Genomic DNA, 22,386 nt, shown 5'->3' on the forward strand with positions numbered 1-22,386 from the left:
GGCACGGCCGCGGCCGCGCGGCTTTTGCGGCGGCGGGTTGCCGCCCGGCGAGCCTTGCGTGCCGTGTGTGTCCTGAGGTCCGGTCGGCGCGGACGGCGTCCGCGATGCCTGGGCGGGCTCGTCGTTGCGCGGCGTGTCGAGAGGCTTTTGTTGTTCGTCCATCGGTCAGATCGGTAACTGGCGTGTAGGTGGAAGCGGCGCGGCCGGTGCGGCGGGCGCCTGCGGAGTGGTCACGTGGCGCGGGCGCCGGTCCCGCAGCGGTACGGCGGCCGAGGCGCGCGGAATCGGCTCGATGCTACGCGAGGAACGTGGAAGAAGCGGTGACGTTCCCGCGATGACGCTCATCGGAATGGGCGGTCAGGCCGCGCGGTGGCCTGGGTTGCGGTCTGCCCGGTGCGCCGGTCCGCGGCCTTTCGCTGGCCGCATGCGCCGCGCCTTGTCCTGGGAGGCTCGTTCTCGGCGAACGGGACGAAGAGGTGGCAACGGGTATCGGATGTGCAATCGGTTGAGTGAGCGGGTGTGGTCGGCATGTGCGGCAAAAACAGTGCAAGCGAACGGCGCGACAGCGGTGCGTGCGGTGCATGCGGCGCGTGGGCGCCGGACCGTGAGGATGCGGGCAGCGGACAGGGCAGCGGGACACTGCGCCGCGCAACGGCCCCTCGCTCGCGCCTCGCCGGAACGGCACGCAAGCCGCACCGGCGGCCGTGTCGAAGAACCATGATGCTACGTCCGCGCCCAAGTTACAGTCCAGCGACGTATTTTTCGGTGGATTACGCGCGGGTCATGCACGCCGCGCGGGAGGGGTAACTGGCACGGCTGGCGCAGCTTCGGTGCCGACGGTGGCGTGATGGAGTGCCCGACGGCCGGGGTCAAACAAGAGGCGACCAGCAGACGGGCGCCGCCGCCCCTTGTCCCGCGGGCCAGGCCGCGAATGCGACAGACCGCCCGGCCTAGTTGTCCAGCCGCTGCCCCGGCGTGCCGCCGATCTCGCGCACGATGTTCGCAATGCATTCGGCGAGAGCCGGCACGGCGCGCTCGATCAGCCAGTCGCGCGGACACTGGTGCGCCGCTCCGCCGCAATTGACGGCGTAGCGCTCGCCGGCCGGCCCGACGAAGCCCGCGGCGATCGCATTGAGCCCTTCATGCCATTCGCCCGTCGCAATCGCAAAGCCTTGCGTCGCGGTCTCTTGCAGCGCTGCGTCGAGCCGTCCGCCGATCAGCGCCCAGTCGTCGCCTGTGGCTGCCTGCAGCGCGACGAGCATCTTGTCGCGCTCGGGCGCGTCGAGCGCGGCCAGATACGCGCGGCCTACGGCGGTGCGCGGCATGTCGATTCGTGAACCCACTTCGAGCCGCGATACCAGCACCGCGGAGCGCGGCCGGATGGCGTCGATCACGACCATGTCGAGCCGGTCGCGCACGGCGAGATGGACCGAGAGCGCGGTACGCTCGGCAAGCTCGATCAGGAACGGCCGGGAACGCGCCCGGATGTCGAAGTTGCGCAGAAAGCCATGCGAAAGCTCGAGCACGGAGGCCGTCAGCACGAAGCGTTCGCTGTCCGCGAGACGGAGCAGGAAGCCCGCGTTCACGAGCGTCGCAGTGATGCGTGAGAGCGTCGCCTTCGGGATGCCGGTCTGTTCGGTGAGTTCGCGGTTGCTGATGGGCGCGTGGGCTGCGGCGACGCAGCGGAGCACGGCAAGGCCGCGTGCGAGCGCCGTGACTTCGTCGCCGGATCCGTCCTTGTCTTTGGCGGGATTGGCGACCGGGTGGGGCGTCGTGGTCATGGTCAGTGTTTATGAAACATCATTTCAGTTTAGTTGAGCAACCTACGGAGGCCGGCATTGTCGATCTGGCCGCTCATCTCATATTGTGAGTCTCGTCCTGGGGCATGGGGTTTATCGTCGGAGTGCTGATTTTCGCGACAGATCATTCTACTGTACCGCGGCGTGCCGTCCGGCGCGGGCGATGCGCGCAAAGCCAAATTTTTCTTGACTTCGGCAGCATAAATGGAAAAAATGGAACCCGATTTCGAATTGCTGCTTTGGCGCACTATTTATTCTCGAACCATCGATGTGTGTCAAAATATGCGAATTGCATAATATGCCGCGACAACGAGGGCGCACAGGTGCTTTCATGCACGCTCCAGCCCGGCCGGCTGTGGTGCGCGCGATACCCGCACGAGTCCTCCAGGACTTCGGATTACCGTCTCTCAGGTTCTAGCACGGCCCTCGGAATGGCTAGAACTTTTCAAGCGTCACGCGACAGCGTGGCGCTTTTTTTTCGCCCTGCGTTTCCCTCTCCGAACGGCGTCGATTCGATGGTTCGCGCCTACATCTCGGGCGCAAACATGAATTTATATTCATGAACCGGAGCGCGAGCCGACATCTCGACGCGGGTAAAATCCGCGCATCGAAAAAGGAATGCGATATGGCGCAATTGCGCGTACTGACCGTCGAAGATGATGCCGTCACGGCAAACGAGATCATCGATGAACTCAGGAAATGCGGTTTCGAAGTCGACTGGACCGATAACGGCAAGGAAGGCATGAGCCGGGCGATGAGCGAGCAGTACGATGCCATCACGCTGGACCGCATGCTGCCCGGCGTGGACGGCCTCACGATCCTCACCACCATGCGCACGATCGGCGTGCAGACGCCCGTGCTGATGCTCAGCGCGCTGGGCGATGTCGATGAACGTATTCGCGGCTTGCGCGCCGGCGGCGACGACTATCTCACCAAACCGTTCGATCCCGAGGAACTCACCGCGCGGCTCGAAGTGCTGCTGCGGCGTGCCCAGGCGCGAACCGTGGCGCCGCAGACGGTGCTGTCCGTCGGCCCGCTGAGCCTCGATCTCATTTCGCGCAAGGTGCGCCGCGACGGCGAAGAAATCGCGCTGTTGCCCACGGAGTACCGCGTGCTCGAGTTCATGATGCGTCATGCGGGCAAGACGATTACGCGCACCATGCTGTTCGAGGCCGTCTGGGGTTATCACTTCGATCCCGGCACCAATCTGATCGACGTCCATATGGGGCGTCTGCGCAGAAAGATCGACCCGCCCGGCGTGGCGCCGTTGATCCAGACGGTACGCGGCGCGGGTTACATGATCGGCTGATCTATTAAGTACTCCCCTTGAACGAACTTTCTTCTTCCCCGCCGATCGGCGTGGGCCGGCGTTGGCACACCACGACATTCCGCTGGCTCTCGGGTTATGCGGCGATCTTTGCGGCTTCCATGACGTTGCTCGTGGGCGTCATCGCGTGGGCGGCGACGAACGCGATGGAGCACGACACCGACGACATCATGGCCTGGCAGCTCATCTACTTCGACTCCATACCCGACGTCGAACTGGCGGGCGCCATCCACAGCCGTCTCGAACACGAACGGATGCACACGAACTTCTACGGCCTCTTCACGGCCGACGGCCGCCATATTGCGGGCGACGTCGTGCACTTGCCGCCGCGGCTCACGTTCGACCGCAATGGGCGAACGCTGCGCCACACCCTGAAACTCGTGGACGGACAGCAGTCTCCAATCGTGCGTGCCATGTGCGAACGGCGCACGAACGGCACGATCCTGCTGGTCGCGCGCGACCTCACGCACATTCTCAAGATGCGAGAGGCCGTGATTCGGGCGCTCGTGATAGGCGGTCTTCTGGTCCTCGTTGCAGGTGTTGCCGGCGGGCTCGTACTGAGCGTGCGACAGTTGCGCCGCGTGCGCGAGATTCGGCGCGTCACGCAGCGCATTGCCCGTGGGGACCTCAATCAGCGGCTGCCGATTGGCGGACGCGACGAACTCGACATGCTCTCCCATCTCGTGAATCACATGCTCGAAGAAGTGGAGCGGTTGATGAGCGAGGTGAAGGGAGCGTGCGACGGCATTGCGCACGACCTGCGCACACCGCTTGCACACGTGCATACGCTGCTGGGACGAATCGCGGAGCGCACTGCGCAGTGCGGCGACGACGGCGTCGCGACCTTGCTCACGCGCGCGCGCAGTGAAACGGATACGTTGCTCGAGCGTTTTCGCGCCATGCTGCGTATCTCGGAGATCGGCGCGTTGCAGCGCAGAGGCGGTTTCGGTCGCGTCGATCTGCGTCTGCTCATTGAGGAGCTCGGCGAACTCTACGAGCCGCTGGCCGAGAGCCGGAACATGGGTTGGACACTGCTCGCCGAACCGGTCGATGAAATTCATGGCGACCGCGCACTGCTGTTCGAGGCGTTCAGCAACCTGCTCGACAACGCCATCAAGTTTTCGCCGGAAGGCGGGGCGGTGGGCATGACGTTGCGCGCAACGCCGTGGGGCCCGGCCGTCGACGTCTACGACGAGGGTCCCGGCATTCCACCCAACGAGCGGGATGCGGTCCTGCAGCGTTTCTATCGTAGCGAGCAGGGGCGTTACGTGCCGGGCTCGGGGCTCGGGCTCAGCATCGTATCTGCGGTTATGCGTGTGCACGATTTCACGCTGCATATCGAGGACGCAAACCGCCACGAGGTCAACGCGACGCACGCTGGTCCCGGCACGAAGATCACGGTCGAGTGCTGGCCGCGTGCGCTTGCGTGACCCGAACGGAACCGTGACGCCATGCGAATCCTTCTTGTCTCCGCGCCGCACGCAGAGGGCGCGTGGCTGCATAAGGCATTGCGCGAAAGTACCCATAGCGTGCAACGGACCGAAGATTTGCGCGACGGCGTGTTTCTCGCCTCGCAAGAGCCCTACGACGTCATTGTGATCGTGGCAACCGAAGCGGCGACGCTCGCGCCCCTCGTGGAAACGTTGCCGCGCTTCGCGGCCGTCGGCGCGGCGTCGATCATTGTGCTGCTCGGCCGCGCGAGCGCCGGCGATCGGTCCAGAGTGTTGCGCGCGGGCGCCGATGCGTGTTTCGACCAGCCATGGTCGTTCATCGAAATGCACGAACGGATGCAGGCGCTTCAGCGCACGGCAGCCGTGTCCCCGGTCCCGGCGTACGCGCCCGGCAGTATGCCGCGGCTCGATGGACTGACACGCGAACTGGTCGAGGAGCGCCGGCGCGTACCGCTGACCAAGCGCGAGTATCTGCTGATGGAGTGCCTGCTGCGTCAGACCAATGCGCCCGTGCCGCGCGAACAGTTGATTCGCTACGCGTGGCCCGAAAGGGAAGACATCGAACCGTCGAGCGTCAATCTCGTCGTGTCCAGGCTGCGTCGCAAACTTGAGGCGCACGCGCTTCGCGCGCGCATCGAAACCGTCAGCCGGTACGGCTACGAACTGAATACCGGCCAATAGAAACAAAAGAAGGAGGGCAACGGCGTGGCGCCGTTGCCCTCAGGACGAACGCGGTTTTCAGGAGCCGAAGTAGGGCACGCAGAAACTGGGCGGCCCCACGCAATCGGACTTTGCGCTGTTGGCCGGCGGCAGCGCGCAGCCGGCCAGCGCCGCGGCGGCAATCGCCGCGATGGCGTAGCGCGAGGACTTCTTCAAGAGGCTCATCGGGTTCAAGGTTGCCGCTCCACAGGCGGGCTATCCGGCGAGTACGCGGAGCCTTGCCGGCGCCGCGTACGGTCGTGCCGCCTATGCGCCGGCAAAGCGATCAGTGAGCGTAGATGGTGGAATTGAGGTATGCGAGCTGCCCGTCCTTCTCTGCTTCCACGAGTTCCTGATAGACCTGGGCACGCGTTTTCTGCATGACAGGCTGCCCATAGGGCGGCACCCAGCCGCCTTGCGAAGGCGTTGCCGCGGTGTTCTGGGCGACTTGAGTGGCTGCCGTGACCGGGCTCGAAGCGCTGGCGGACGGCGTGGACTGCGCGAAAGCGGACGTGGCCGAAGCGAGACCGACAAAGGTGGCAGCGATCAGCAGCGTTTTCATGTTGGCTATCCTCATTGACTGGATTGATGATCCGGTGTGCCAGGCAAGTTGTGCCGTTGCATTCCGGTCAGAGTCAGGATAGTGAGCAGCGCCTATCGAATTGAATGCGCGACCATGAAGAAAGTTTTAGAGATTGGCATGCGCCGGGGAAGTGCTGGCGGCCGTTCTGAAAAAAGGGTGTCGCGAAGATGAACGAAGTTTCATTTTTCACCTGCTTTTTAACACGCCGCTGTCACCGCCCAATCCTACATTTTCCGCTCCCACCAGGCGGTGGCGAGGATGCGCATACGAGGCAAATCACGCTTCGCGAGGCGCAACAGATTTTCATTCTTTTCCGCGGAAAACTTGAACATGAAAAAAGCGTTGTTGACTACGCTCGCTGTGGCAGCGGGGACGGTTTCATCATTTGCCCACGCGCAAAGCAGCGTCACGCTGTACGGTACGGTCGATGCCGGTATCGACTACGTGAGCAACCAGAAGGGCGCCGCGGGTGCGGGACACAACAACTGGATCATGGAGTCCGGCAACGTGAGCACGGACCGCTGGGGCCTGCGCGGCTCCGAAGACCTGGGCGGCGGCCTGAAGGCCGTGTTCGACCTCGAAAACGGCTTCAATATTGCGAACGGCAAGCTAGGCAACGGCGGCGACGAGTTCGGGCGCCAGGCGTGGGTGGGGATCGGCAGCAACGCATACGGCACCGTTACGCTGGGTCGCCAGTACGACGCGCTGGTTGATTTCGTCGCGCCGCTTTCGGCCACGGGCTCCGGTTTCGGCGGCAACATTGCGGACCATCCCTTCGACAACGACAACCTCAACAACGACTTCCGCATGAACAATGCGATGAAGTTTCGCAGCGCGAATTACGCCGGTTTCTCGTTCGAAGGCGCGTACGCGTTCAGCAACATGGCGGGCGGCTTCTCGAACAACAACGCCTATACGCTCGGCGCAGCCTATGACGGCGGCCCGCTCAATCTTGCGCTCGCCTACTTCCAGTCGAACCAGCCGGGCGGCGTGAACAGCCCGACGAACACGGGCGGCGCGATGAGCAGCAACGACGGCAACGCGACCATCACCGGGGCGCGGGAACGCATTCTGGGCGCGGGCGGCCGCTATGCCTTCGGCAACGCGACAGTGGGGCTCGTGTTCACTCGCACGACGGTCGACGACCCGCGCCAGATCGCACAGGGCGGCTCATACGGCGCAGTCAGTGGCGACTACCTCACGTTCAACAACTACGAACTGAACGGCCGCTACGCGCTCACGTCGCGCTTCAGCCTGGGCGGCTCGTATACGTTCACGGACGGACACTTCGGAATGGCGACGGGTGCTGTTTCGCCGAAATGGAATCAGTTCATGCTGCAGGCCGACTATGCGATGAGCCGCCGCACCGACCTCTATCTCGAAGGGGTGTACCAGCACGTCTCGGGTGCGGATGGCATCGCGGTGCTCGGCAACGCGTCGATCTATTCGCTCGCGGCGTCGTCGAACGACAAGCAGGTGGTGGTGGCGGCCGGTATCCGCCATCGCTTCTGAGGCAAGGGCTCGCGGCGACGCGACAAGAGGGCTGTAACGTATAACGCAGTGATCTTGAGGCCGCCTGCATTGCAGGCGGCCTTTTTTTCGACTGCTCCGGCGCTCGTTTGCAGGATTCTTTGCCGCACTTGTGCCGCGGTCAAACTGTGCCGTGCTGGCGACGCATCAGGATGCCGCAGCCGCTGTGGTCTGCAGCGATTGCGCCGACCAGCCGCCACCCAGCGCCTCGATCAAACCGACAGCTGCTTTCAGCCGCCGCGTGTGCAACTCCAGCGCTGAAATCTGCGTGGTGAGCGCGGTGGTTTGAGCCGTGACCACGTCGAGATAGCTCACCACGCCATCGCGATAACGCGACATGGAAAGCGCGAGCGTGCGCTGCGCGGCGTCGAGCGCAGCATTCTCTCGCGTGGATTCGTCTCCGAGATGATGGAGCAGCGCGAGATTGTCTTCGACCTGCTGGAAAGCGAGCAGCACGGTGGCCTTGTAGTCGGCGCCGTTTTCGGCAAGCTGTGCGCGCGCTTCGCGCACGACCGCGGCACGCCGTCCGCCGTCGAAGAGCGTCATCATCAGATCGGGGCCGATCGACCAGAGTTCGTTGGGTGCCGCGAGCCACGGCGAGAACGTGTCGCTCTGGAAGCCGCCTGCGAGGCCAAGCGAAATGTCGGGAAAGAATGCCGCCTTTGCCACGCCGATCTGCGCGTTGGCGGCGGCCACGCGACGCTCGGCGGCGGCCACGTCGGGACGGCGCTGCAGCAGCGCGGCGGGAATGCCGACGGGAATGTGCGGCACGTGCGGTGTCGCGGTTGCGGGTTCGAGCGAGAACTGCGAGGCCGGCACGCCCGTCACCGTGGCGATGGCGTGCTCGAAGAGCGCCCGGCGTGCCTTGATGTCTTCCGCGGCGGCCTGGGCGGATTCGAGCTGCGTCTGCGCACGCGAGACGTCGAGTGCCGAAGCGATGCCGCCGTTGTGGCGGCTCACCGTGAGTTGCAACGCGCGGCGATACGCGGCAATGGTGTCGTCGAGCAGTTGCGCCTGCCGGTCCAGACCGTTCAGCTCGAAGTACGCGGTGGCGAGGCTCGCCTCCAGACTCAGGCGCAGCGAGGCGAGATCCGCGCTGGCCGCGTCGAGTTCCGCGCCACCCGCCTTCACCTCGTTGCGTACCTTGCCCCAGAGGTCGAGGTCGTAGCTCGCGCCCAACTCCAGCGTATTCGAACCGTAGACGTTGGGTTGATCCACGCCTCGCAGAGGGCGGCGTGCGGATTGCCGGTCGCGCTCCACGTCCACCTCGGCGCCCACGGTGGGGAAGAGCCCCGCGCGGGCCTGCGTCAACAGCGCCGCGGCTTCATCGTGACGAGCCACGGCTGCCGCCACGTCTGGATTGGCCGCCGCGACTTGCGGCTCCAGCCTGTCGAGCACGGGGTCGTTGAATACGCGCCACCAGCCGTCGCGCTCAATGCGGTCGGCAGGGCGGGCCGTTTGCCACGGTCCGGCTTCCTTGAAGTGCGTCGGAATGGCGGTAGCAGGCGCGTGGTAGGGCGGCGCAAACGAGCACGCGCCCAGCGTGGCCACGACAAGCGCCACCGCCACGGCGAGGGTCTTCTTAGCCATGCGTCTGCTCCGCGTCGTGGGCCGCGGGTGTTGCCGCGACCTTCTCTGTCGACGCTACGCGCACGGCGTCGCCTTGCGCGAGCGAGTCGGGCGGGTTGTCGATCACACGGTCGTCAGGCTGAAGCCCGGAGGCGATTTCGACCTGCGTTCCGAGGTCCGTGCCGATGCTCACGTGGCGCAGCTGCACGTGGCCCTGTGCGTCGGCTACGGCCACTTGCAGCCCGCTCTGCCGGAAGATGAGCGCGCTGGCCGGAATCATGAGTCCGTGCGCGTTGCCGGCCAGCGCGAGATGCACTTCGGTGTATTCGCCCGGAAACAGCAGCCCTGCGCGGTTGTCCACGGCGAGTTGCACGAGCAGCGTGCCCGACGACGGCGTGATGGCGTGATCGGTGTCCACGAGCTTCGCGTCGAACCGCATGTCCGGACGCTCGGGCACGGTCAGCGTCGCTGTCATGCCGGGATGGATGGCGGCCGACTCGCTTTGCGGCACGCTCACGTAGACGCGCAGTTGATGCGCGTCCGAAACGGCGAAGAGCTCGGGGCCGCTGCCGCTGCCGGCGTCGATCAGCGCGCCCACGTCGGTCTTGCGCGCCGTGACCACGCCGTCGAACGGCGCCGTGATGCGCTTGAACGATTCGAGCGCTTCGAGGCGCCGCACGTTCGCCTCGTTGGCTTCGACGGTGGCCTGCCGCGCGAGCAGGTCCGCCGTTTTCTCATCGGCCTCCTGCTGCGAGACCGAGTCCTGCTTGAGCATCTCGGTCCAACGGCGTGCGGTGGTGGCCGCGAGCTTTTCGTTGGCGATCGAGTTCTGCAGATCGGCCTTGGCCTGCTGCAACTGCTCGTCGAGGTCCGGTGTGTCGATCAGGCCGAGCAATTGCCCCGCCTTCACATGCGTGCCGATGTCGGCATACCACGCATGCAGATAGCCCGAAACGCGTGCATAGATGGGCGCGTTGACGAACGCGGCAAGGCGGCCGGGCAGCACGAGCGACTGGCTGGCCGCCGTGTGCTGCGGCGTCACGGTGACGACGGTGGGAATCGCCTGCGCCTGGGTCCACGTCGTGAGTTCCTGTCTGGCGTGAACGCGGCTAAAGATGCCGCCCGACACGACACCGGCCACAACGAGGATGGCAACTGCGCCGGCCGACTTCAAGGCACGCAGCCGCTGCGGCTGGCTGATCTCGATCTGCACTTCAGTGGACATGGGTTTCTCCCGGTTCCATGGCTGGGTGATCTGAATGGTGGGCACCGTCGCGGCGATGCACGAGGCTGAAAACGACGGGGACGAACAGCAGCGTGGCGCACGTGGCCCAGACGAGCCCGCCGATGACCGCGCGTCCGAGCGGTGCGTTCTGTTCGCCGCCGTCGCCGAGTCCGAGCGCCATCGGCGCCATGCCGATGATCATGGCGAGCGCCGTCATCAGCACCGGACGAAAGCGCGTGAAGCCCGCTTCGAGCGCGGCCACGAGCGCGTTGCCCGTGACGGCGAGCCGCTCGCGTGCGAACGAAACGACCAGGATGCTGTTGGCCGTGGCCACGCCCATGCACAGAATCGCGCCGGTGAGCGCGGGCACCGAAAGCGGCGTGTGTGTGGTGAACAGCATCCACACGATGCCGGCGAGCGCGGCGGGCAGGGCCGTGACGATTACGAACGCGTCGCTCCACGAATGGAAGTTCACGACGATGAGCAGGTAGATCAGCACGATGGCGCCGACGAGACCCAGCAGCAGGCCCGTAAATGCGCTGTTCATGGTCTCTACCTGGCCGCGCAGCGTCACGACCGACCCTTTGGGCACGTCGTGCGCGGTGGCATGAATTGCATCGGCGATGCGCGTGGCGACCGCGCCCAGGTCGAGCCCTTGCGGCGTGGCGAAGATGTCGTAGAGCGGCTCGATGTTGTAGTGCGAGACCACGGCATCGGTCTCGCCGCGCGTGATCGTGGCGATGCCGCCCAGAATCTGCGAGGCGCCGCTCTTGTCCGTGACGGGCAGATTCTCGAGGTCCGAGAGCGTGGTCATGCGGTACTGCGGCGTCTGCGCAATGATCGGATACGACACCCCGTTGTGCGGGTTCAGCCAGAAAGTGGGCGCGACCTGGCCCGTGCCGGACAGGCTCGCCACCACGGAATTGGTCACGTCCTGTTCCGTGATGCCGAGTTCGTCGGCGCGCGAGCGATCCACGGATACGGTGAACTGCGGATAGGTGGACGCCTGCTGGATGCGCGTGTCCGCGATGCCGGGAATAAGCTGCAGGCGGCGCAGGAGTTCGTTCGCATAGCGGCGATTCGCGGGCTGGTTGGGACCGCTCACCTGCACGTCGATGGGGGCGGGCGCACCGAAGTTCAGGATCTGGCTCACGATGTCGGCCGGCAGGAACGAAAACGTCGTGCCGGGGAACGCGCGCGGCAGGACGGTGCGCAGTTCGTGCACATAGCGGGCGGTCGGCGCGTGGTCCGCGGTGAGCGAGATCAGGATGTCGCCGTCCTGCGGGCCAATCGTGCCGCTGTTGCTGTACGTGAGGTTGATACCGCTATTGGGCAGCCCGATGTTGTCCACGATGTTCGCGAGTTCGGCGGGCGGTATCACGCTGCGCACGGTGGCTTCGATACGATCGAATTCGGCTGCGGTGTCTTCGATCCGCGTACCGATGGGCGCGCGTACGTGCAGCGCGATTTCGCCCGTGTCCACGTCCGGAAAGAAGTTGCGTCCCAGCCACGGCACGAGCAGGAACGACAGCGCCACCACCGCGAGGAAGCCCCCGATGAAGCGCTTGCGATGCATCAGCGCCAGCCCGAGCACCATGCGATACAGGGCGCGCGCGCGCTCGAACCTACGCTCGAAGGCACGCTGGAAAAGTACGAGCGGGTTACGCGAACGCGGCGCACGCGGATGCGCTCCGTGCGGCGACATCACCGCCGCCAGTTCGCCGGACGCGTGGCCGCCCGACGCGTGCGGCCGCAGCAGGTAGCGCGCCATCATGGGCACGAACGTGCGCGACAGCACGAACGAAGCGATCATCGCGAACATTACGGATTCGGCCATCGGCACGAACAGGAAGCGCGCCACGCCGTTGAGCAGCAGCATCGGCACGAACACGATGCAGATGCACAGTAGCGAAACGAACGCGGGCCCCACGATTTGCGCGGCGCCGTCGAGAATCGCGGCGCGCACGTTCTTGCCCTGTTCGAGGTGCCAGTTGATGTTCTCGATGGTGACCGTCGCGTCGTCGACGAGAATGCCCACTGCGAGCGCGAGCCCGCCTAGTGTCATCACGTTGAGTGTTTCGCCCATCGCCGAAAGGGCTGCAATGGCCGCCAGCACCGCGAGCGGAATCGAAGCCGCGATGATGAGCGTGGAGCGCCAGCTCCCGAGGAAAAGCAGGATCATCAGCGACGTCAGCGCCGCTGCAATGACGCCTTCGCGCGCCACGCCGCTCACGGCGCCTTTGACGAAGGTGGACTGGTCGCTCATGGTGACGAGCTTGAGGCCGGGCGGCAGCGTGGCTTCGATACGCGGCAGCTTCGCCTTGACGCCCGCGATGATGTCGAGTGTCGAAGCCGAACCGTTCTTCAGGATGCTCATGAGCACGGCACGATGGCCGTCCACGCGCACGACGTTCGTTTGCGGCGGATAGCCGTCGCGCACGTGTGCGACGTCGCGAATGTAGATCACCGCGCCGTCCACGGTCTTTACGGGCAGGTCGTTGAGTTCGTCCAGCGTGAGCGGGCTGTTGTTGAGTGCGATGTTGTATTCGAACGGGCCGATCTTCTGCGTGCCTGCGGGAATGATCTGGTTCTGCTGCGCGAGCGCGGTGGCCACGTCTTCGGCCGAGAGCTTCTTTTCCTGCAGCGCTTGCGGATCGAGGTCGATCTGCACGTCGCGCACTTTGCCGCCGTAGGGCGTGGGGATCGCGACGCCCGGCACCGAAATCAGCTGCGGCCGGATGAAGTTGGTGGCGTAGTCGGCGAGCTTCTGTTCGTCGAGCGTATTGCTCGTGAGTGCGAGCTGCAGCACGGGAACAGTCGACGCGTTGTAGTTGAGAATCTGCGGAGGCGTGGTGCCCGGCGGCATCTGCTTGAGCACCGTTTGCGAGATGGAGGTCACCTGGGCGGTGGCGGTGCGCACGTCCACGGTGGGCTGGAAGAAGATCTTCACGATGCCGTAGCCGCGATACGACTGCGACTCGATGTGGGCCACGTCGTTGACCGCGGTGCCGAGCGTGCGCTCGTAGTACGTCACGATACGGCCAGCCATGTCCGCGGGCGGCAGGCCGGTGTAGTTCCACACCACGCTGATCACGGGAATGCGGATGTTCGGGAAGATGTCGGTGGGTGTGCGCAGCGCGGCGAGCGGGCCAGCCAGAAGAATCAGCATGGCCAGCACGATGAAGGTGTAGGGCCGGTTCAGGGCTAGCCGGACTATTTTCAGCATCAGGAATGACTCCGTTCGAAACGCCTTGGACCGCGGCAAGCCCGGTGAGCGCGAAGGCTTTGCGCGGTGCCGCATTCATGCGGCGATTGCATTCTGGCGGGGTAGCGCTAACAGCGACGGGCCAAAAAAATGAAAGAAGTTTTAGGACGGCTGGAGAGAGGCGAAAGAGGGAGTCGCGAGAAAGCGGAAGGCCCGCTTGCGCGGGCCCCGAGGCTCAACCGAGGAGATAACCGGAGCCCCGGATCGTACGGATGAGGGAGCGCTCGCCGGCCTCATCGAGTTTCTTGCGCAAACGGCCCATGTGGACGTCGATGAGATTGGTGCCCGGATCGAACCGGCCGCCCCATACGGACTCGAAGATCATCGTGCGCGTGAGCACCTGGCCCGCGTGGCGCATCATGAATTCGAGCACACGCAATTCCGTGGGCTGAAGCTTCAATACATGCGAGCGGTACGTGGCCCGGCGCTTGACGAGGTCGAGTTCGAGCGGGCCGACGCGCAGCACCGTTTCGTCCGCAGCGGGCTTCGAGCGGCGGCGCAGCAGCGCTTCGATGCGCGCGTAGACCTCGTCGGACGAGAAGGGCTTCGGAACGTAGTCGTCGGCGCCTGCGCGCAGGCCCTGAATGCGATCTTCCACGCCGGTCATGGAACTGATCATGAGCACCGGTGTTTCCATGCCGACGCCGCGCATGGTCGTGACGATGGCGAGTCCGTCGAGGTCGGGCAGCCGGCGATCGAGCGTGACGGCGTCGTAGTCGCCCGCCATGACCATGGCGATGCCTTCGCGTCCCGTACGCGCGACGTCGACGATGAATCCGGTATGACTGAGCACGCGCACCAGGTCTTCGGCCGTGAGCTCGTCATCCTCTATGGTGAGTATCTTCGGCATGCTGACTATAGGGTGAAGCGTGTGCGGAATGTCATGCCACAGCGCGCAATACCGCGCCGGGACTTGCATTCGAAACGGTGGCAGGCGAAGCGCCGTCGGAAGACGGCGTGCCGGTCGGCCCGCGGTACTGCTCCACGGCGAAGTCGATGAAGCTGCGCACTTTCATCGTGAGGTAATGGCGCCCGGAATACACGATCGAGATACGTTGCAGGCCGCCGTTGATCTCGTAGCGGTCCAGCACGGTGACGAGCAGCCCGCGCGCGAGGTCTTCCACGACGAACGGCATGGGCAGCACGGCGATGCCCATGTCGGCGAGTGCGGCCGCGCGAACCATCGCGCCGCTCGTTGCGGCCAGGGTGCTGTTGACCGACACGCGATGCGCGCCTGTCGGCCCGTGAAATTCCCATACGCGTGTGCCGTTCGAAACGGCGAGCAGATCGTGCCTCGCAAGCGCAACGGGGTCGCGCGGCATTCCGCAGCGCGCAACGTAGGCGGGCGAGGCCACCGCGATTTCTTTCACCGAAGTCAGATGTCGGCTCACGAGCGACGCGTTCACGGTCTGATGTTCTGTCGTGAAGATGACGTCGAAGCCGCCTTCGATCATATCGATGGGTGCGTCATAGAGCGTGACGTCGAAGTCCACGCGCGGATTGAGCCCGCGCCATGTGGCGAGCAAAGGCGCGAGGCCCGCCGCAAAGACCGTCGGCGCGGCGACGCGCAGCACACCGCTTGGGTCGCGCACGGCGCGAACCAGTTCGGACTCCACCTCGTCGAGCTTTTCGATCACGGCCCGGCAGCCTTCCAGATAGACGCGTCCGGCTTCCGTCAACGAAAGGCTGCGCGTGGAGCGATTGAGCAGACGTACGTTCAGGTGCGCCTCCAGCATGCCGACACTGCGCGTCACCGCGGCAGCCGACATGCCAAGCTGCTTGCCTGCAAGATTGAAGCTGCTCAATTCGACGACGCGGGTGAATACCCGCATGGCTTGTAGCTGGTTCATGTGCGGTCCGTTCAGTTCGGCAAGGCGTGAGCGTGAACCGACATGGCCATGTCGGGCTCCGACGAAGCGATCGCTTCTTTCATGCGGGCGAGGCTTTCGGTGGGAATCGCAAAACCGGTCCAGCCGAACCCGGTGTGCCGGAGGAAAAGCACGATGCCGTCGAAGAGCGGATTGCGTTCGATGTACCAGCACGGGTCGATTTCGAGCAGATATTGATGCGTACGCGAGGGCTGTGTCGCAACCGCGGGTTGCATGTGCGCCCGGATCTTGCCCAGCTCTTCGATCAACCCATCGACTTCGGCTGCGTCGAGCATGGCTTCGTGCTCTGCAATCGCCACGCGTACCGCGTGCGCGCCGTATTCGTTGACCATCTCGACAGACATTGGATATCGCATCTTCATGACCTCCTGATTCGACAGGCGGATTATCGAACCCCGATTCGGTAAAGAGATTGAAGAAGTCGCGAGCCGAACATGAAAAGTTGTTTAAGGAAGCTGCCCTTTGCCGCGCGCTGCAACTGCTGACCACTATGTAGACGCGCAATGTTGGTCAAGACGTCCATCGGCAAAAAAACAACGACGCCGCAGCGCGTGATCGAACGGATATTCGTAGCTGATCCGCGCGCAAACAGGTGCGCGGTGTGCGCGCCGCATTTTGTGGAAGATTGAATTGCAGTATTTCGCGACGTGCCGGTATTTCGGCCTCCATAGACTTCGTCGTCCACTGGTTTTCGCGCCGGCCATTGCCGATGCGCGCCGCCCTGGACCTGGACATTCCAGCACCTCGCATAAGGAACCACGATGATGAAGACAAGACAGAAGAAGACGATGCCGTTGAAACTACGCCTCTGCGCGTGGCTGCCTGCGTTGCTCGTTGCCGGCACCGCGCACGCGCAGTCAAGCATTACGTTGTACGGCCTGATCGACGAAGGGCTGAACTTCACGAGCAACGCCGGCGGACACAACGCATATCAGCTCAAGAGCGGCGACACCTACGGTAGCCGCTGGGGGCTCAAGGGCAGCGAGGACCTGGGCGGTGGTTACCACGCGATCTTCCTGCTCGAAAACGGCTTCGACAACAATAGCGGGACGCTTGGCCAGGGCCAGCGCATGTTCGGGCGCCAGGCCTACGTGGGTCTGTCATCGGACCAGTACGGCACGATCACGCTGGGACGTCAATACGACACGAGCGTCGATGCGCTCGGTTTCGGCGCGTTGACGGCGGCCGGCGGCTGGGCCGGCGACGTGAACTCGCACCCGTTCGACAACGACAACGCGGACTGGGATTTTCGTATCGACAACGCGGTCAAGTACGTCAGCCCGACCTACCGCGGCCTGACGGCAGAAGCGATGTACGGGTTCGGCAATCAGGCGGGCGGTTTTGCCGACAACCGCATGTGGGGCGGCACGCTTAACTATCAGAATGGCGGGCTCAGCATGGCCGCGTCGTACCTGAAGTTCAACAGTCCTGGCGCGACCGCCGCGGGCGCTGTGGGAAGCGACGCGCTCTTCGTCGGTTCATCGGAGCAGAACATCGGCGTTGCCGCGTCGTACCGGTTCACGAAGGTGCTTGTGGGCGTCGCCTACTCGCACGTGGATGTGTACGATCCAACGGCCAACGCGTACTTCACGACGGCAGGTACGCAGCCTTCAGGTGGCCAATGGAATGCGTGGAAATTCGACAACTTCGAGCTGAACGGTCAGTACTACTTCAAGCCGAATTTCTGGCTCGGTGCCGGCTATACCTTCACGCAGGCTCACCTGCATTCCACGGCGGGCTCGTTCGAGCCGAAGTGGCATCAGATCGGGCTGATGCTCGACTATGACGTGAGCCGGCGCACGTCGCTTTACGTGCAGGGCGCCTATCAGCACGTGGTCAGCGCGCACACGGGTACGGATTTCGACTTCGCGGATATTCCTGCCGCGGCCGGTATGTCGACGAGCGAAAACCAGATGGTGTATCGCGTGGCGATGATTCACCGGTTCTAGCAGACCGCCCGTCGCTACTGCGACATCAGGTCCGGCGATGCTGAAACGCCGGTCTGCCGCACGCGTCTTTGCGTGGGGCAGACCGGCGGATGAGGTCGCGCCTGGAGCTGGCGCTCAATCGTGCTCAATTCGCTGCAGCGTTGTTGGCGGCAACATGATCCGCAGGGTGGCAGTCGGCCTCGTATTTCGCGTGCAGCCGTTGCTCTGCCGTGTCGATATCGCTGGGATAGTCCGCGTCGTCACCTGCGGACGGGTTGTATCCAACCGATTCGAGTTCCTCCAGTTCCTGCATCAGTTGTGCGTGCGTCACCTCGCCTTTGAGCGGGACGAACGGGTAGTCGTTGCATTCCTGCGGCGTAAGCTTCGCGGCGAGTGCGCTGGTGCTGGCGACGAGAGCAAAGGCGGAAATCAGCATTCTGGACGTGCGGTTCATGGCATTCCTCATTGAACATCGATCAGACAAGCTCGGGCGCGTCGCCCGAACGGGCGTGGCTGCGGCTGACGATGAAAAGCATAAGGAACACGAACTATCGCAACGGTATGCGCTTCGTGAAAGATATTTCACCGAAGCCCACGCCGAACGCTTGAGGAACCCGAATCCAGGCGTAGGGCAGTTACTGTCTGTCTGGACGAAGTCTTTCAAACGGCTTCCTCGTCTCAGCACGCACAAGTGCTGAGACGACAGGTACGGCTTGATCGTTGAATTCAACGGCCCCGGATCGCCGAACGCGCGACGCGGCACGCCGCCAGGTCCCATGCGCCGCTGCCTACGGTCTTCAGCAGGACCGGCTTGTCCTTCGGTACCGGCTCTTTGGAGGCCGACGCCAGCGAGCGCACCGCCGGCCAGTCCACCGCCGCCTGAATCAGATCGCCGGCTTCCTCGCGCGTGGCGTTGAGGTCATCGACAAAGACGGTGCTTGCTTTGACGGTCTGCGGTGCGATTTCGGCGGCGTCGGGCGTGAATGCACCCACGCCGATGACGAGCCGGCCCGCATTCGCTGCTTCGGTATAAACGGGGGTTTTGCTTGTGGTGACAGTGATCACTGTGTCGATGTCATGCGGCTTTCCTTCGCACGCGGACATGACGGCCACACCTGACTGTTTCATCGTCGCGCAAAAGTCGCGCTCCGCTTCCATGTGCAATCCGCGAACGTACAGGGATGCGTCGGGGTACAACTGACCGATTGCGGCGGCATGGAACCGGGCCTGTTGACCGGTGCCGATTAACAGGAAAGAGGAGGGCGTGTGGGGATGAAGCAGACGGACGCCCAACATGGAGAGCGCGGCGGTTCGCCGCCCTGTGACCGTTGGGCCGTCCAGGATGAACTCCGGCTGTCCCGTCGCTCCGTCGCAAACCGTCACCATGCCGAAGATGGTCGGCAGATTCTTCGCGACGTTTGCAGGGCTCACGCTGACGAGCTTATGGATGGCAATCTCCGCGGCGCTTGCAGGCATCGAGAGAAACACGCCGCCGTCCTCAAGCGGCACGCTCATCCGGACCGGTGCGTGGATGAGTCCTGCCGCATGCTCAAGCGTAGCTTGCTTCAACGCTTCCACCAGAGCGCTGAAGTCGAGAAGTCGTGCCGTCGCCCTGGCGTCGAAAACCTCGATCGGTTCCATACTTTCTTCTCCTTATTAAATGCGCCGATGCGAACGGTCTTTGCCTCGCAAGAAACGGTCTACGCGGAATGGAAGCAGATCGACTTCGGGCGTAGCGCGACCCATCAACTGCGTGACGAGTTCACCCGTCAGGGGGCCGAGCGTCAGACCCAGGTGCTGATGTCCCGTTGCAACGAAGACATTTCGTGCGTGGGGCAACTCGCCGATCATGGGCAGATAGTCGGGTAGGGTAGGGCGGTCACCGTGCCATCGCGACGCGACTTCGGGTATTGCACCCTCCGGAAACAGTTCGCGAAAGTGAGCCGCGAGAATGTCGGCGCGTTTCCAGTCGGGTTCGCTGCCTGCGCCAAGCTCTACCGTGCCGGCAAGACGAATGCCGTCCGCCATGGGATTACAGGTGAAGCCTCGCTCCATGAAGCTCACCGGCACCTTCAGCAAGTCGGTCTTCGGTTGAGAAAGTTCGACGTGGTAACCCCGTTCCGGCGTGAGCGGAACGTTGCTGCCCAGCGCTTCCAGGAATTGGCGACTTCGCGCGCCCGCGGCAATCAGAACCTTATCGGCAAGGGTTCGTTCGCCGTTGATGAGCAACTCGATCTTGCCGCCGGACGAAGGCTTGATGCCATCGACGGATGCCAGTCTGAAACGCGCGCCGGCGTTCAGCGCCGCATCGAACAGGCCTTGCACGACCTGATGCGGATTCGCGACTGAAGCCATGCCCGGAAAGTAGCGCGCATGGCTGATGTGCGGCGTCAACGTCGGGAGAAATTCGCGGCGAACTTCGTGTGCCGTCAGATTCCGATACTGCACGCCGTAGTGGTCCAGCAAGGAAAGCGCCCGGTGCTCCGCGTTGCGAGCAACCGGTTTCTCGAATACGTAGAGCGAACCGATATCCCGGAAGAGGTCGCGCGCAATGTGCTGGTCAAGCAGGCGATGCCATGCCGCCGCTGCACGCGTGATGATGCTGGCGAGTGCCGCCGTATTGCGTTCGAAATTCTGTTGCCGTGACTGACGTAGAAACTCGACCATCCACGGCGTCATGCGCGGCACGCTGCATGGGTGAAGGCGCAGCGGACTATCGGAGCGCAGGAGCATGCGCGGAACGCCCGACAGCGTGTCGGGACTGGCAAGCGGGGCGACGTGATCGACCGCTATCAGTCCAGCGTTGCCGAACGAGCAGCCCATTCCGGGCGGCGCGGTGTCGACAAGCGTCATTCGGAATCCTGACTTCGCCAGATTGAATGCCGCGGCGGTTCCCACTACGCCGGCGCCGATGACAACGACGTCCTCCACATGAGTCTCCTGCCGAATGGATCGTTCGGCAGATACTACCGCATCAATTTCTGATGTGAAATAAATTTCTTATCGGAAACCGGCGCTACCGGGCTGCCTGCCCTTTGTCGCGCTGTACGAGCCGGCTTCTTCAAGGAGCCACGCGCGAAACATCTCCAGCGGTTTGCCGTGCGACAGCTCAGTGGGATACACGAGGTAATAGCCGGAATCGCCCTCTGTCGAGGCGTTGAACGGAACGATCAGGCCGAGTTGCTCGAGACGGTCTTCAACGAAGAACTTCGGCACCAGCGCGATGCCGAGGCCGGCCGCCGCCGCCGCAATCAGCATGGTGTGTAGTTCGTAGCGCACGCCGTGCATGGTCGAATTGTCTTCGACACCCAGGTCCGAGAACCAGCGCGTCCATGCGTCGGGGCGCGTGGTGGAGTGCAGCAACGGATACCCCAGCAGCTCATGCGGCTTCTTCACCGCCCGGGCAAGCAGGCGAGGGGAGCAGACGGGAACGGTTTCTTCGCCGAACAGGTAGTCGGCGGCGGTGCCGGGCCACGTTGGTTTGCCGTAATGGATGGCCGCTTCGAAATGGGATTCCTCGAACGAGAACATGTCGGTGCGCACGCCCATGTTGACTCTCACGTCCGGCGCGCGGTCGTAGAAAGCCTTGATGCGCGGAATCAGCCACTGCGACGCGAAGGTTGGCAGTACTGCGAGTTCCAGATATCCGCCGCCGCCGCCGTGGGCGATGATCGAAAGGGTGTCCCGGTCAAGATTTTCCAGCGCGCGGCGCACCTGTGTGCCGTACAGACGTCCCGCCCGGGTCAGCACGACGCGCTGTTTCGCGCGGACAAAGAGCCGTACGCCCAGTTGCGATTCGAGCGTCGCAATCTGACGGGAGACGGCGCTCTCCGTGAGGAACAGTTCCTTCGCGGCGTGCGTGAAGCTCTCGTGCCGCGCAGCCGCTTCGAACGCCGTCAGCGCGCCCATGTTTGGAATTTTGAATTTGCGCATCTTAATTCCGAAAACTCATCACGTGGCAATTTTATCTCGCTTTACGCAAGGCACAACGATTTCAATAATGCGCAGCATGCAGAGTTGGTGTGCGCGCAGTACGCCAACGCGAGCTTCCCCGCCGCGCTTGCGCGGACATGCCTGAGAGAACCAATCATGCGTAATTCGAACGTCGAACGTTTGCTGGAAAAACTGCTCGGACCGGAAAAGACCGGCCGGCTCTTTGCCACCCTCAATTTCCCCACCGTGCTCACGGACTGGGAGGACGGCAATGTGACCCGTGCCGAACTGGCGCAGGCCATGAACATGGCGCTGTTCGACGATCTTCTCGAGCGCTCGCCGAACGGGCGCGCCTACACCGAGGACGCGATCGCGAACGGCGGCTCCGTCTATTTCGATCACGGCGCGTTGCGCACGGTGCGTTGGGCAGACAATGGCGCGCTGCCGCCGGGAGAGGCCGCGTTCACGCGCATCCTTCGTCCGTTGGGTTTCAGGCTCAATGGCCGTTATCCGCTCGACAAGCTGGGCATGACGGGCCGCGCATACGTGCACGCCGACGCGCCGGACGAGATCGCGCAGTTCTTCGTCAGTGAACTGCACCCTGAGCGTTTTTCGAGCGAGTTCCAGCAGGCCGTCTCCAACGTGCTGCGTTCGTCGAAAGACCCGCTCACGCCGCTCGCGGTCTCCCAGCTTTCCGAGCTGGAGCGCGACGGCCACCTGCCGATCGAGGCAGCACATGAACTGCTGCCCGTCATCGTGAGTGCATTCGCGCGTCAGCACGACATGCCGCATCTCAAGGACTACGAGGCCATTCTTCTGGAGTCCGCCGAAATGGCGTGGATTTCGACGGAGGGCAACGCATTCAATCACGCGACGGATCGCGTGGCGAACGTGTTCCAGCTCTCCGACGACGAAAAGGCGAAGGGACGCCCCATCAAGCCCGATGTCGAGCGGTCGCGTTCCGGCCGCGTGTTTCAGACCGCTTATCGCGCGGACGTCGTGAAGCGCGAGTTTCGTAGCGCCGACGGCAGCATCGTGACGCGCGAAGTACCCGGCTCGTTCTATGAATTCATTACCCGCAAGCGCGAGTTCGACGAAGCCGCGCGCAACTGGAAGACGGACCTGCGTTTTGACGCCGGCAACGCGACGGGCATCTTCAAGATGACGGCCAACGCGGCAAGGTAGGGT

Annotated in this window: 21 protein-coding genes; 7 read left to right on the forward strand and 14 right to left on the reverse strand. The window is 63.8% G+C overall.

The annotated features are described in order from the left end of the window. Positions 1-950 precede the first annotated feature (950 nt). Positions 951-1,781: an IclR family transcriptional regulator gene (locus PXJ20_RS15375; RefSeq protein ID WP_017776488.1), complete on the reverse strand. Its 831-nt coding sequence runs from the start codon at positions 1,779-1,781 to the stop codon at positions 951-953. A gap of 652 nt (positions 1,782-2,433) precedes the next feature. Between PXJ20_RS15375 and PXJ20_RS15380 the strand changes: the two genes are divergently transcribed. From PXJ20_RS15380 to PXJ20_RS15390, 3 genes are read left to right on the forward strand one after another with little or no spacing between them, the layout of a single operon-like run. Further along, positions 2,434-3,108: a response regulator transcription factor gene (locus tag PXJ20_RS15380; RefSeq protein ID WP_421030923.1), complete on the forward strand. Its 675-nt coding sequence runs from the start codon at positions 2,434-2,436 to the stop codon at positions 3,106-3,108. A 50-nt stretch (positions 3,109-3,158) separates the two neighbouring features. After that, positions 3,159-4,556, forward strand: a complete 1,398-nt coding sequence (locus PXJ20_RS15385; protein WP_413213892.1) for a sensor histidine kinase — start codon at positions 3,159-3,161, stop codon at positions 4,554-4,556. Between the two features lie 21 nt (positions 4,557-4,577). Next, positions 4,578-5,258 carry a response regulator transcription factor gene (locus PXJ20_RS15390; protein WP_199539843.1) on the forward strand — a complete coding sequence of 227 codons (681 nt, stop codon included), beginning with the start codon at positions 4,578-4,580 and terminating at the stop codon, positions 5,256-5,258. Between the two features lie 57 nt (positions 5,259-5,315). On the opposite strand, the gene PXJ20_RS15395 is transcribed toward PXJ20_RS15390, so the two are convergent. Both PXJ20_RS15395 and PXJ20_RS15400 read right to left on the reverse strand, forming a co-directional pair. Then, positions 5,316-5,471, reverse strand: coding sequence for a hypothetical protein (locus PXJ20_RS15395; RefSeq protein ID WP_156125654.1), 156 nt, complete (start codon positions 5,469-5,471; stop codon positions 5,316-5,318). A 91-nt stretch (positions 5,472-5,562) separates the two neighbouring features. Then, complete coding sequence (locus PXJ20_RS15400; protein WP_421029472.1) at positions 5,563-5,838, reverse strand: DUF4148 domain-containing protein; 276 nt, start codon at positions 5,836-5,838, stop codon at positions 5,563-5,565. Between the two features lie 351 nt (positions 5,839-6,189). Here PXJ20_RS15400 and PXJ20_RS15405 point away from each other — a divergent pair, with 351 nt between their 5' ends. After that, entirely contained in the window at positions 6,190-7,371 is a 1,182-nt protein-coding gene (locus tag PXJ20_RS15405; protein ID WP_421029471.1) for a porin, read from the forward strand. A gap of 165 nt (positions 7,372-7,536) precedes the next feature. On the opposite strand, the gene PXJ20_RS15410 is transcribed toward PXJ20_RS15405, so the two are convergent. From PXJ20_RS15410 to PXJ20_RS15440, 7 genes are all read right to left on the reverse strand, one after another. Next, positions 7,537-8,979 carry an efflux transporter outer membrane subunit gene (locus tag PXJ20_RS15410; protein ID WP_421029470.1) on the reverse strand — a complete coding sequence of 481 codons (1,443 nt, stop codon included), beginning with the start codon at positions 8,977-8,979 and terminating at the stop codon, positions 7,537-7,539. Continuing rightward, a complete protein-coding gene (locus PXJ20_RS15415; protein ID WP_421029469.1) occupies positions 8,972-10,183 on the reverse strand; it encodes an efflux RND transporter periplasmic adaptor subunit in 1,212 nt (403 codons plus the stop codon). The genes PXJ20_RS15410 and PXJ20_RS15415 overlap by 8 nt, the downstream gene beginning before the upstream one ends. Beyond that, positions 10,173-13,409, reverse strand: a complete 3,237-nt coding sequence (locus tag PXJ20_RS15420; protein WP_421029468.1) for an efflux RND transporter permease subunit — start codon at positions 13,407-13,409, stop codon at positions 10,173-10,175. The genes PXJ20_RS15415 and PXJ20_RS15420 overlap by 11 nt, the downstream gene beginning before the upstream one ends. A 214-nt stretch (positions 13,410-13,623) precedes the next feature. Further along, complete coding sequence (locus PXJ20_RS15425; RefSeq protein ID WP_017776498.1) at positions 13,624-14,298, reverse strand: response regulator transcription factor; 675 nt, start codon at positions 14,296-14,298, stop codon at positions 13,624-13,626. 31 nt (positions 14,299-14,329) lie between these two features. Beyond that, a complete protein-coding gene (locus PXJ20_RS15430; protein WP_277596355.1) occupies positions 14,330-15,298 on the reverse strand; it encodes a LysR family transcriptional regulator in 969 nt (322 codons plus the stop codon). A gap of 11 nt (positions 15,299-15,309) precedes the next feature. Next, positions 15,310-15,693, reverse strand: coding sequence for a hypothetical protein (locus tag PXJ20_RS15435; protein ID WP_033351536.1), 384 nt, complete (start codon positions 15,691-15,693; stop codon positions 15,310-15,312). A gap of 29 nt (positions 15,694-15,722) precedes the next feature. Further along, positions 15,723-16,022 (reverse strand): hypothetical protein, encoded by a 300-nt coding sequence (locus tag PXJ20_RS15440; RefSeq protein ID WP_421029467.1) that lies wholly within the window; start codon positions 16,020-16,022, stop codon positions 15,723-15,725. 103 nt (positions 16,023-16,125) lie between these two features. Here PXJ20_RS15440 and PXJ20_RS15445 point away from each other — a divergent pair, with 103 nt between their 5' ends. Next, positions 16,126-17,286, forward strand: a complete 1,161-nt coding sequence (locus PXJ20_RS15445; protein WP_421030922.1) for a porin — start codon at positions 16,126-16,128, stop codon at positions 17,284-17,286. 124 nt (positions 17,287-17,410) lie between these two features. On the opposite strand, the gene PXJ20_RS15450 is transcribed toward PXJ20_RS15445, so the two are convergent. Next, complete coding sequence (locus PXJ20_RS15450; protein ID WP_126876229.1) at positions 17,411-17,719, reverse strand: DUF4148 domain-containing protein; 309 nt, start codon at positions 17,717-17,719, stop codon at positions 17,411-17,413. An 11-nt stretch (positions 17,720-17,730) separates the two neighbouring features. Here PXJ20_RS15450 and PXJ20_RS15455 point away from each other — a divergent pair, with 11 nt between their 5' ends. Continuing rightward, on the forward strand, positions 17,731-17,874 hold the full coding sequence (locus PXJ20_RS15455; protein ID WP_421029466.1) for a hypothetical protein: 144 nt from the start codon (positions 17,731-17,733) through the stop codon (positions 17,872-17,874). A 117-nt stretch (positions 17,875-17,991) separates the two neighbouring features. Here PXJ20_RS15455 and lhpI read toward each other — a convergent pair whose 3' ends face one another. The 3 genes from lhpI to PXJ20_RS15470 all read right to left on the reverse strand — a co-directional run bounded on the left by lhpI (position 17,992) and on the right by PXJ20_RS15470 (position 21,198). Further along, positions 17,992-18,906 carry a bifunctional Delta(1)-pyrroline-2-carboxylate/Delta(1)-piperideine-2-carboxylate reductase gene (lhpI, locus tag PXJ20_RS15460; protein ID WP_421029465.1) on the reverse strand — a complete coding sequence of 305 codons (915 nt, stop codon included), beginning with the start codon at positions 18,904-18,906 and terminating at the stop codon, positions 17,992-17,994. Between the two features lie 15 nt (positions 18,907-18,921). After that, positions 18,922-20,196: an NAD(P)/FAD-dependent oxidoreductase gene (locus PXJ20_RS15465; protein ID WP_421029464.1), complete on the reverse strand. Its 1,275-nt coding sequence runs from the start codon at positions 20,194-20,196 to the stop codon at positions 18,922-18,924. Between the two features lie 69 nt (positions 20,197-20,265). Continuing rightward, complete coding sequence (locus PXJ20_RS15470; RefSeq protein ID WP_421029463.1) at positions 20,266-21,198, reverse strand: LysR family transcriptional regulator; 933 nt, start codon at positions 21,196-21,198, stop codon at positions 20,266-20,268. 156 nt (positions 21,199-21,354) lie between these two features. Here PXJ20_RS15470 and PXJ20_RS15475 point away from each other — a divergent pair, with 156 nt between their 5' ends. Then, on the forward strand, positions 21,355-22,383 hold the full coding sequence (locus PXJ20_RS15475) for a DUF1338 domain-containing protein (RefSeq protein ID WP_126876232.1): 1,029 nt from the start codon (positions 21,355-21,357) through the stop codon (positions 22,381-22,383). Positions 22,384-22,386: the final 3 nt, after the last annotated feature.

Source organism: Paraburkholderia sp. A1RI_3L (assembly GCF_048957895.1).
In the GTDB taxonomy this organism is placed as follows: Bacteria; Pseudomonadota; Gammaproteobacteria; order Burkholderiales; family Burkholderiaceae; genus Paraburkholderia; species Paraburkholderia kururiensis.

What these genes read in the sequence shown, in the direction of transcription:
- PXJ20_RS15450 (WP_126876229.1), bottom strand. Translation starts at nt 17,719, where the DNA reads ATGAACCGCACGTCCAGAATGCTGATTTCCGCCTTTGCTCTCGTCGCC.
- PXJ20_RS15470 (WP_421029463.1), bottom strand. Translation starts at nt 21,198, where the DNA reads ATGCGCAAATTCAAAATTCCAAACATGGGCGCGCTGACGGCGTTCGAA.
- lhpI (WP_421029465.1), bottom strand. Translation starts at nt 18,906, where the DNA reads ATGGAACCGATCGAGGTTTTCGACGCCAGGGCGACGGCACGACTTCTC.
- PXJ20_RS15375 (WP_017776488.1), bottom strand. Translation starts at nt 1,781, where the DNA reads ATGACCACGACGCCCCACCCGGTCGCCAATCCCGCCAAAGACAAGGAC.
- PXJ20_RS15415 (WP_421029469.1), bottom strand. Translation starts at nt 10,183, where the DNA reads ATGTCCACTGAAGTGCAGATCGAGATCAGCCAGCCGCAGCGGCTGCGT.
- PXJ20_RS15400 (WP_421029472.1), bottom strand. Translation starts at nt 5,838, where the DNA reads ATGAAAACGCTGCTGATCGCTGCCACCTTTGTCGGTCTCGCTTCGGCC.
- PXJ20_RS15410 (WP_421029470.1), bottom strand. Translation starts at nt 8,979, where the DNA reads ATGGCTAAGAAGACCCTCGCCGTGGCGGTGGCGCTTGTCGTGGCCACG.
- PXJ20_RS15425 (WP_017776498.1), bottom strand. Translation starts at nt 14,298, where the DNA reads ATGCCGAAGATACTCACCATAGAGGATGACGAGCTCACGGCCGAAGAC.
- PXJ20_RS15435 (WP_033351536.1), bottom strand. Translation starts at nt 15,693, where the DNA reads ATGCGATATCCAATGTCTGTCGAGATGGTCAACGAATACGGCGCGCAC.
- PXJ20_RS15405 (WP_421029471.1), top strand. Translation starts at nt 6,190, where the DNA reads ATGAAAAAAGCGTTGTTGACTACGCTCGCTGTGGCAGCGGGGACGGTT.
- PXJ20_RS15430 (WP_277596355.1), bottom strand. Translation starts at nt 15,298, where the DNA reads ATGAACCAGCTACAAGCCATGCGGGTATTCACCCGCGTCGTCGAATTG.
- PXJ20_RS15445 (WP_421030922.1), top strand. Translation starts at nt 16,126, where the DNA reads ATGCCGTTGAAACTACGCCTCTGCGCGTGGCTGCCTGCGTTGCTCGTT.
- PXJ20_RS15420 (WP_421029468.1), bottom strand. Translation starts at nt 13,409, where the DNA reads ATGCTGAAAATAGTCCGGCTAGCCCTGAACCGGCCCTACACCTTCATC.
- PXJ20_RS15390 (WP_199539843.1), top strand. Translation starts at nt 4,578, where the DNA reads ATGCGAATCCTTCTTGTCTCCGCGCCGCACGCAGAGGGCGCGTGGCTG.
- PXJ20_RS15475 (WP_126876232.1), top strand. Translation starts at nt 21,355, where the DNA reads ATGCGTAATTCGAACGTCGAACGTTTGCTGGAAAAACTGCTCGGACCG.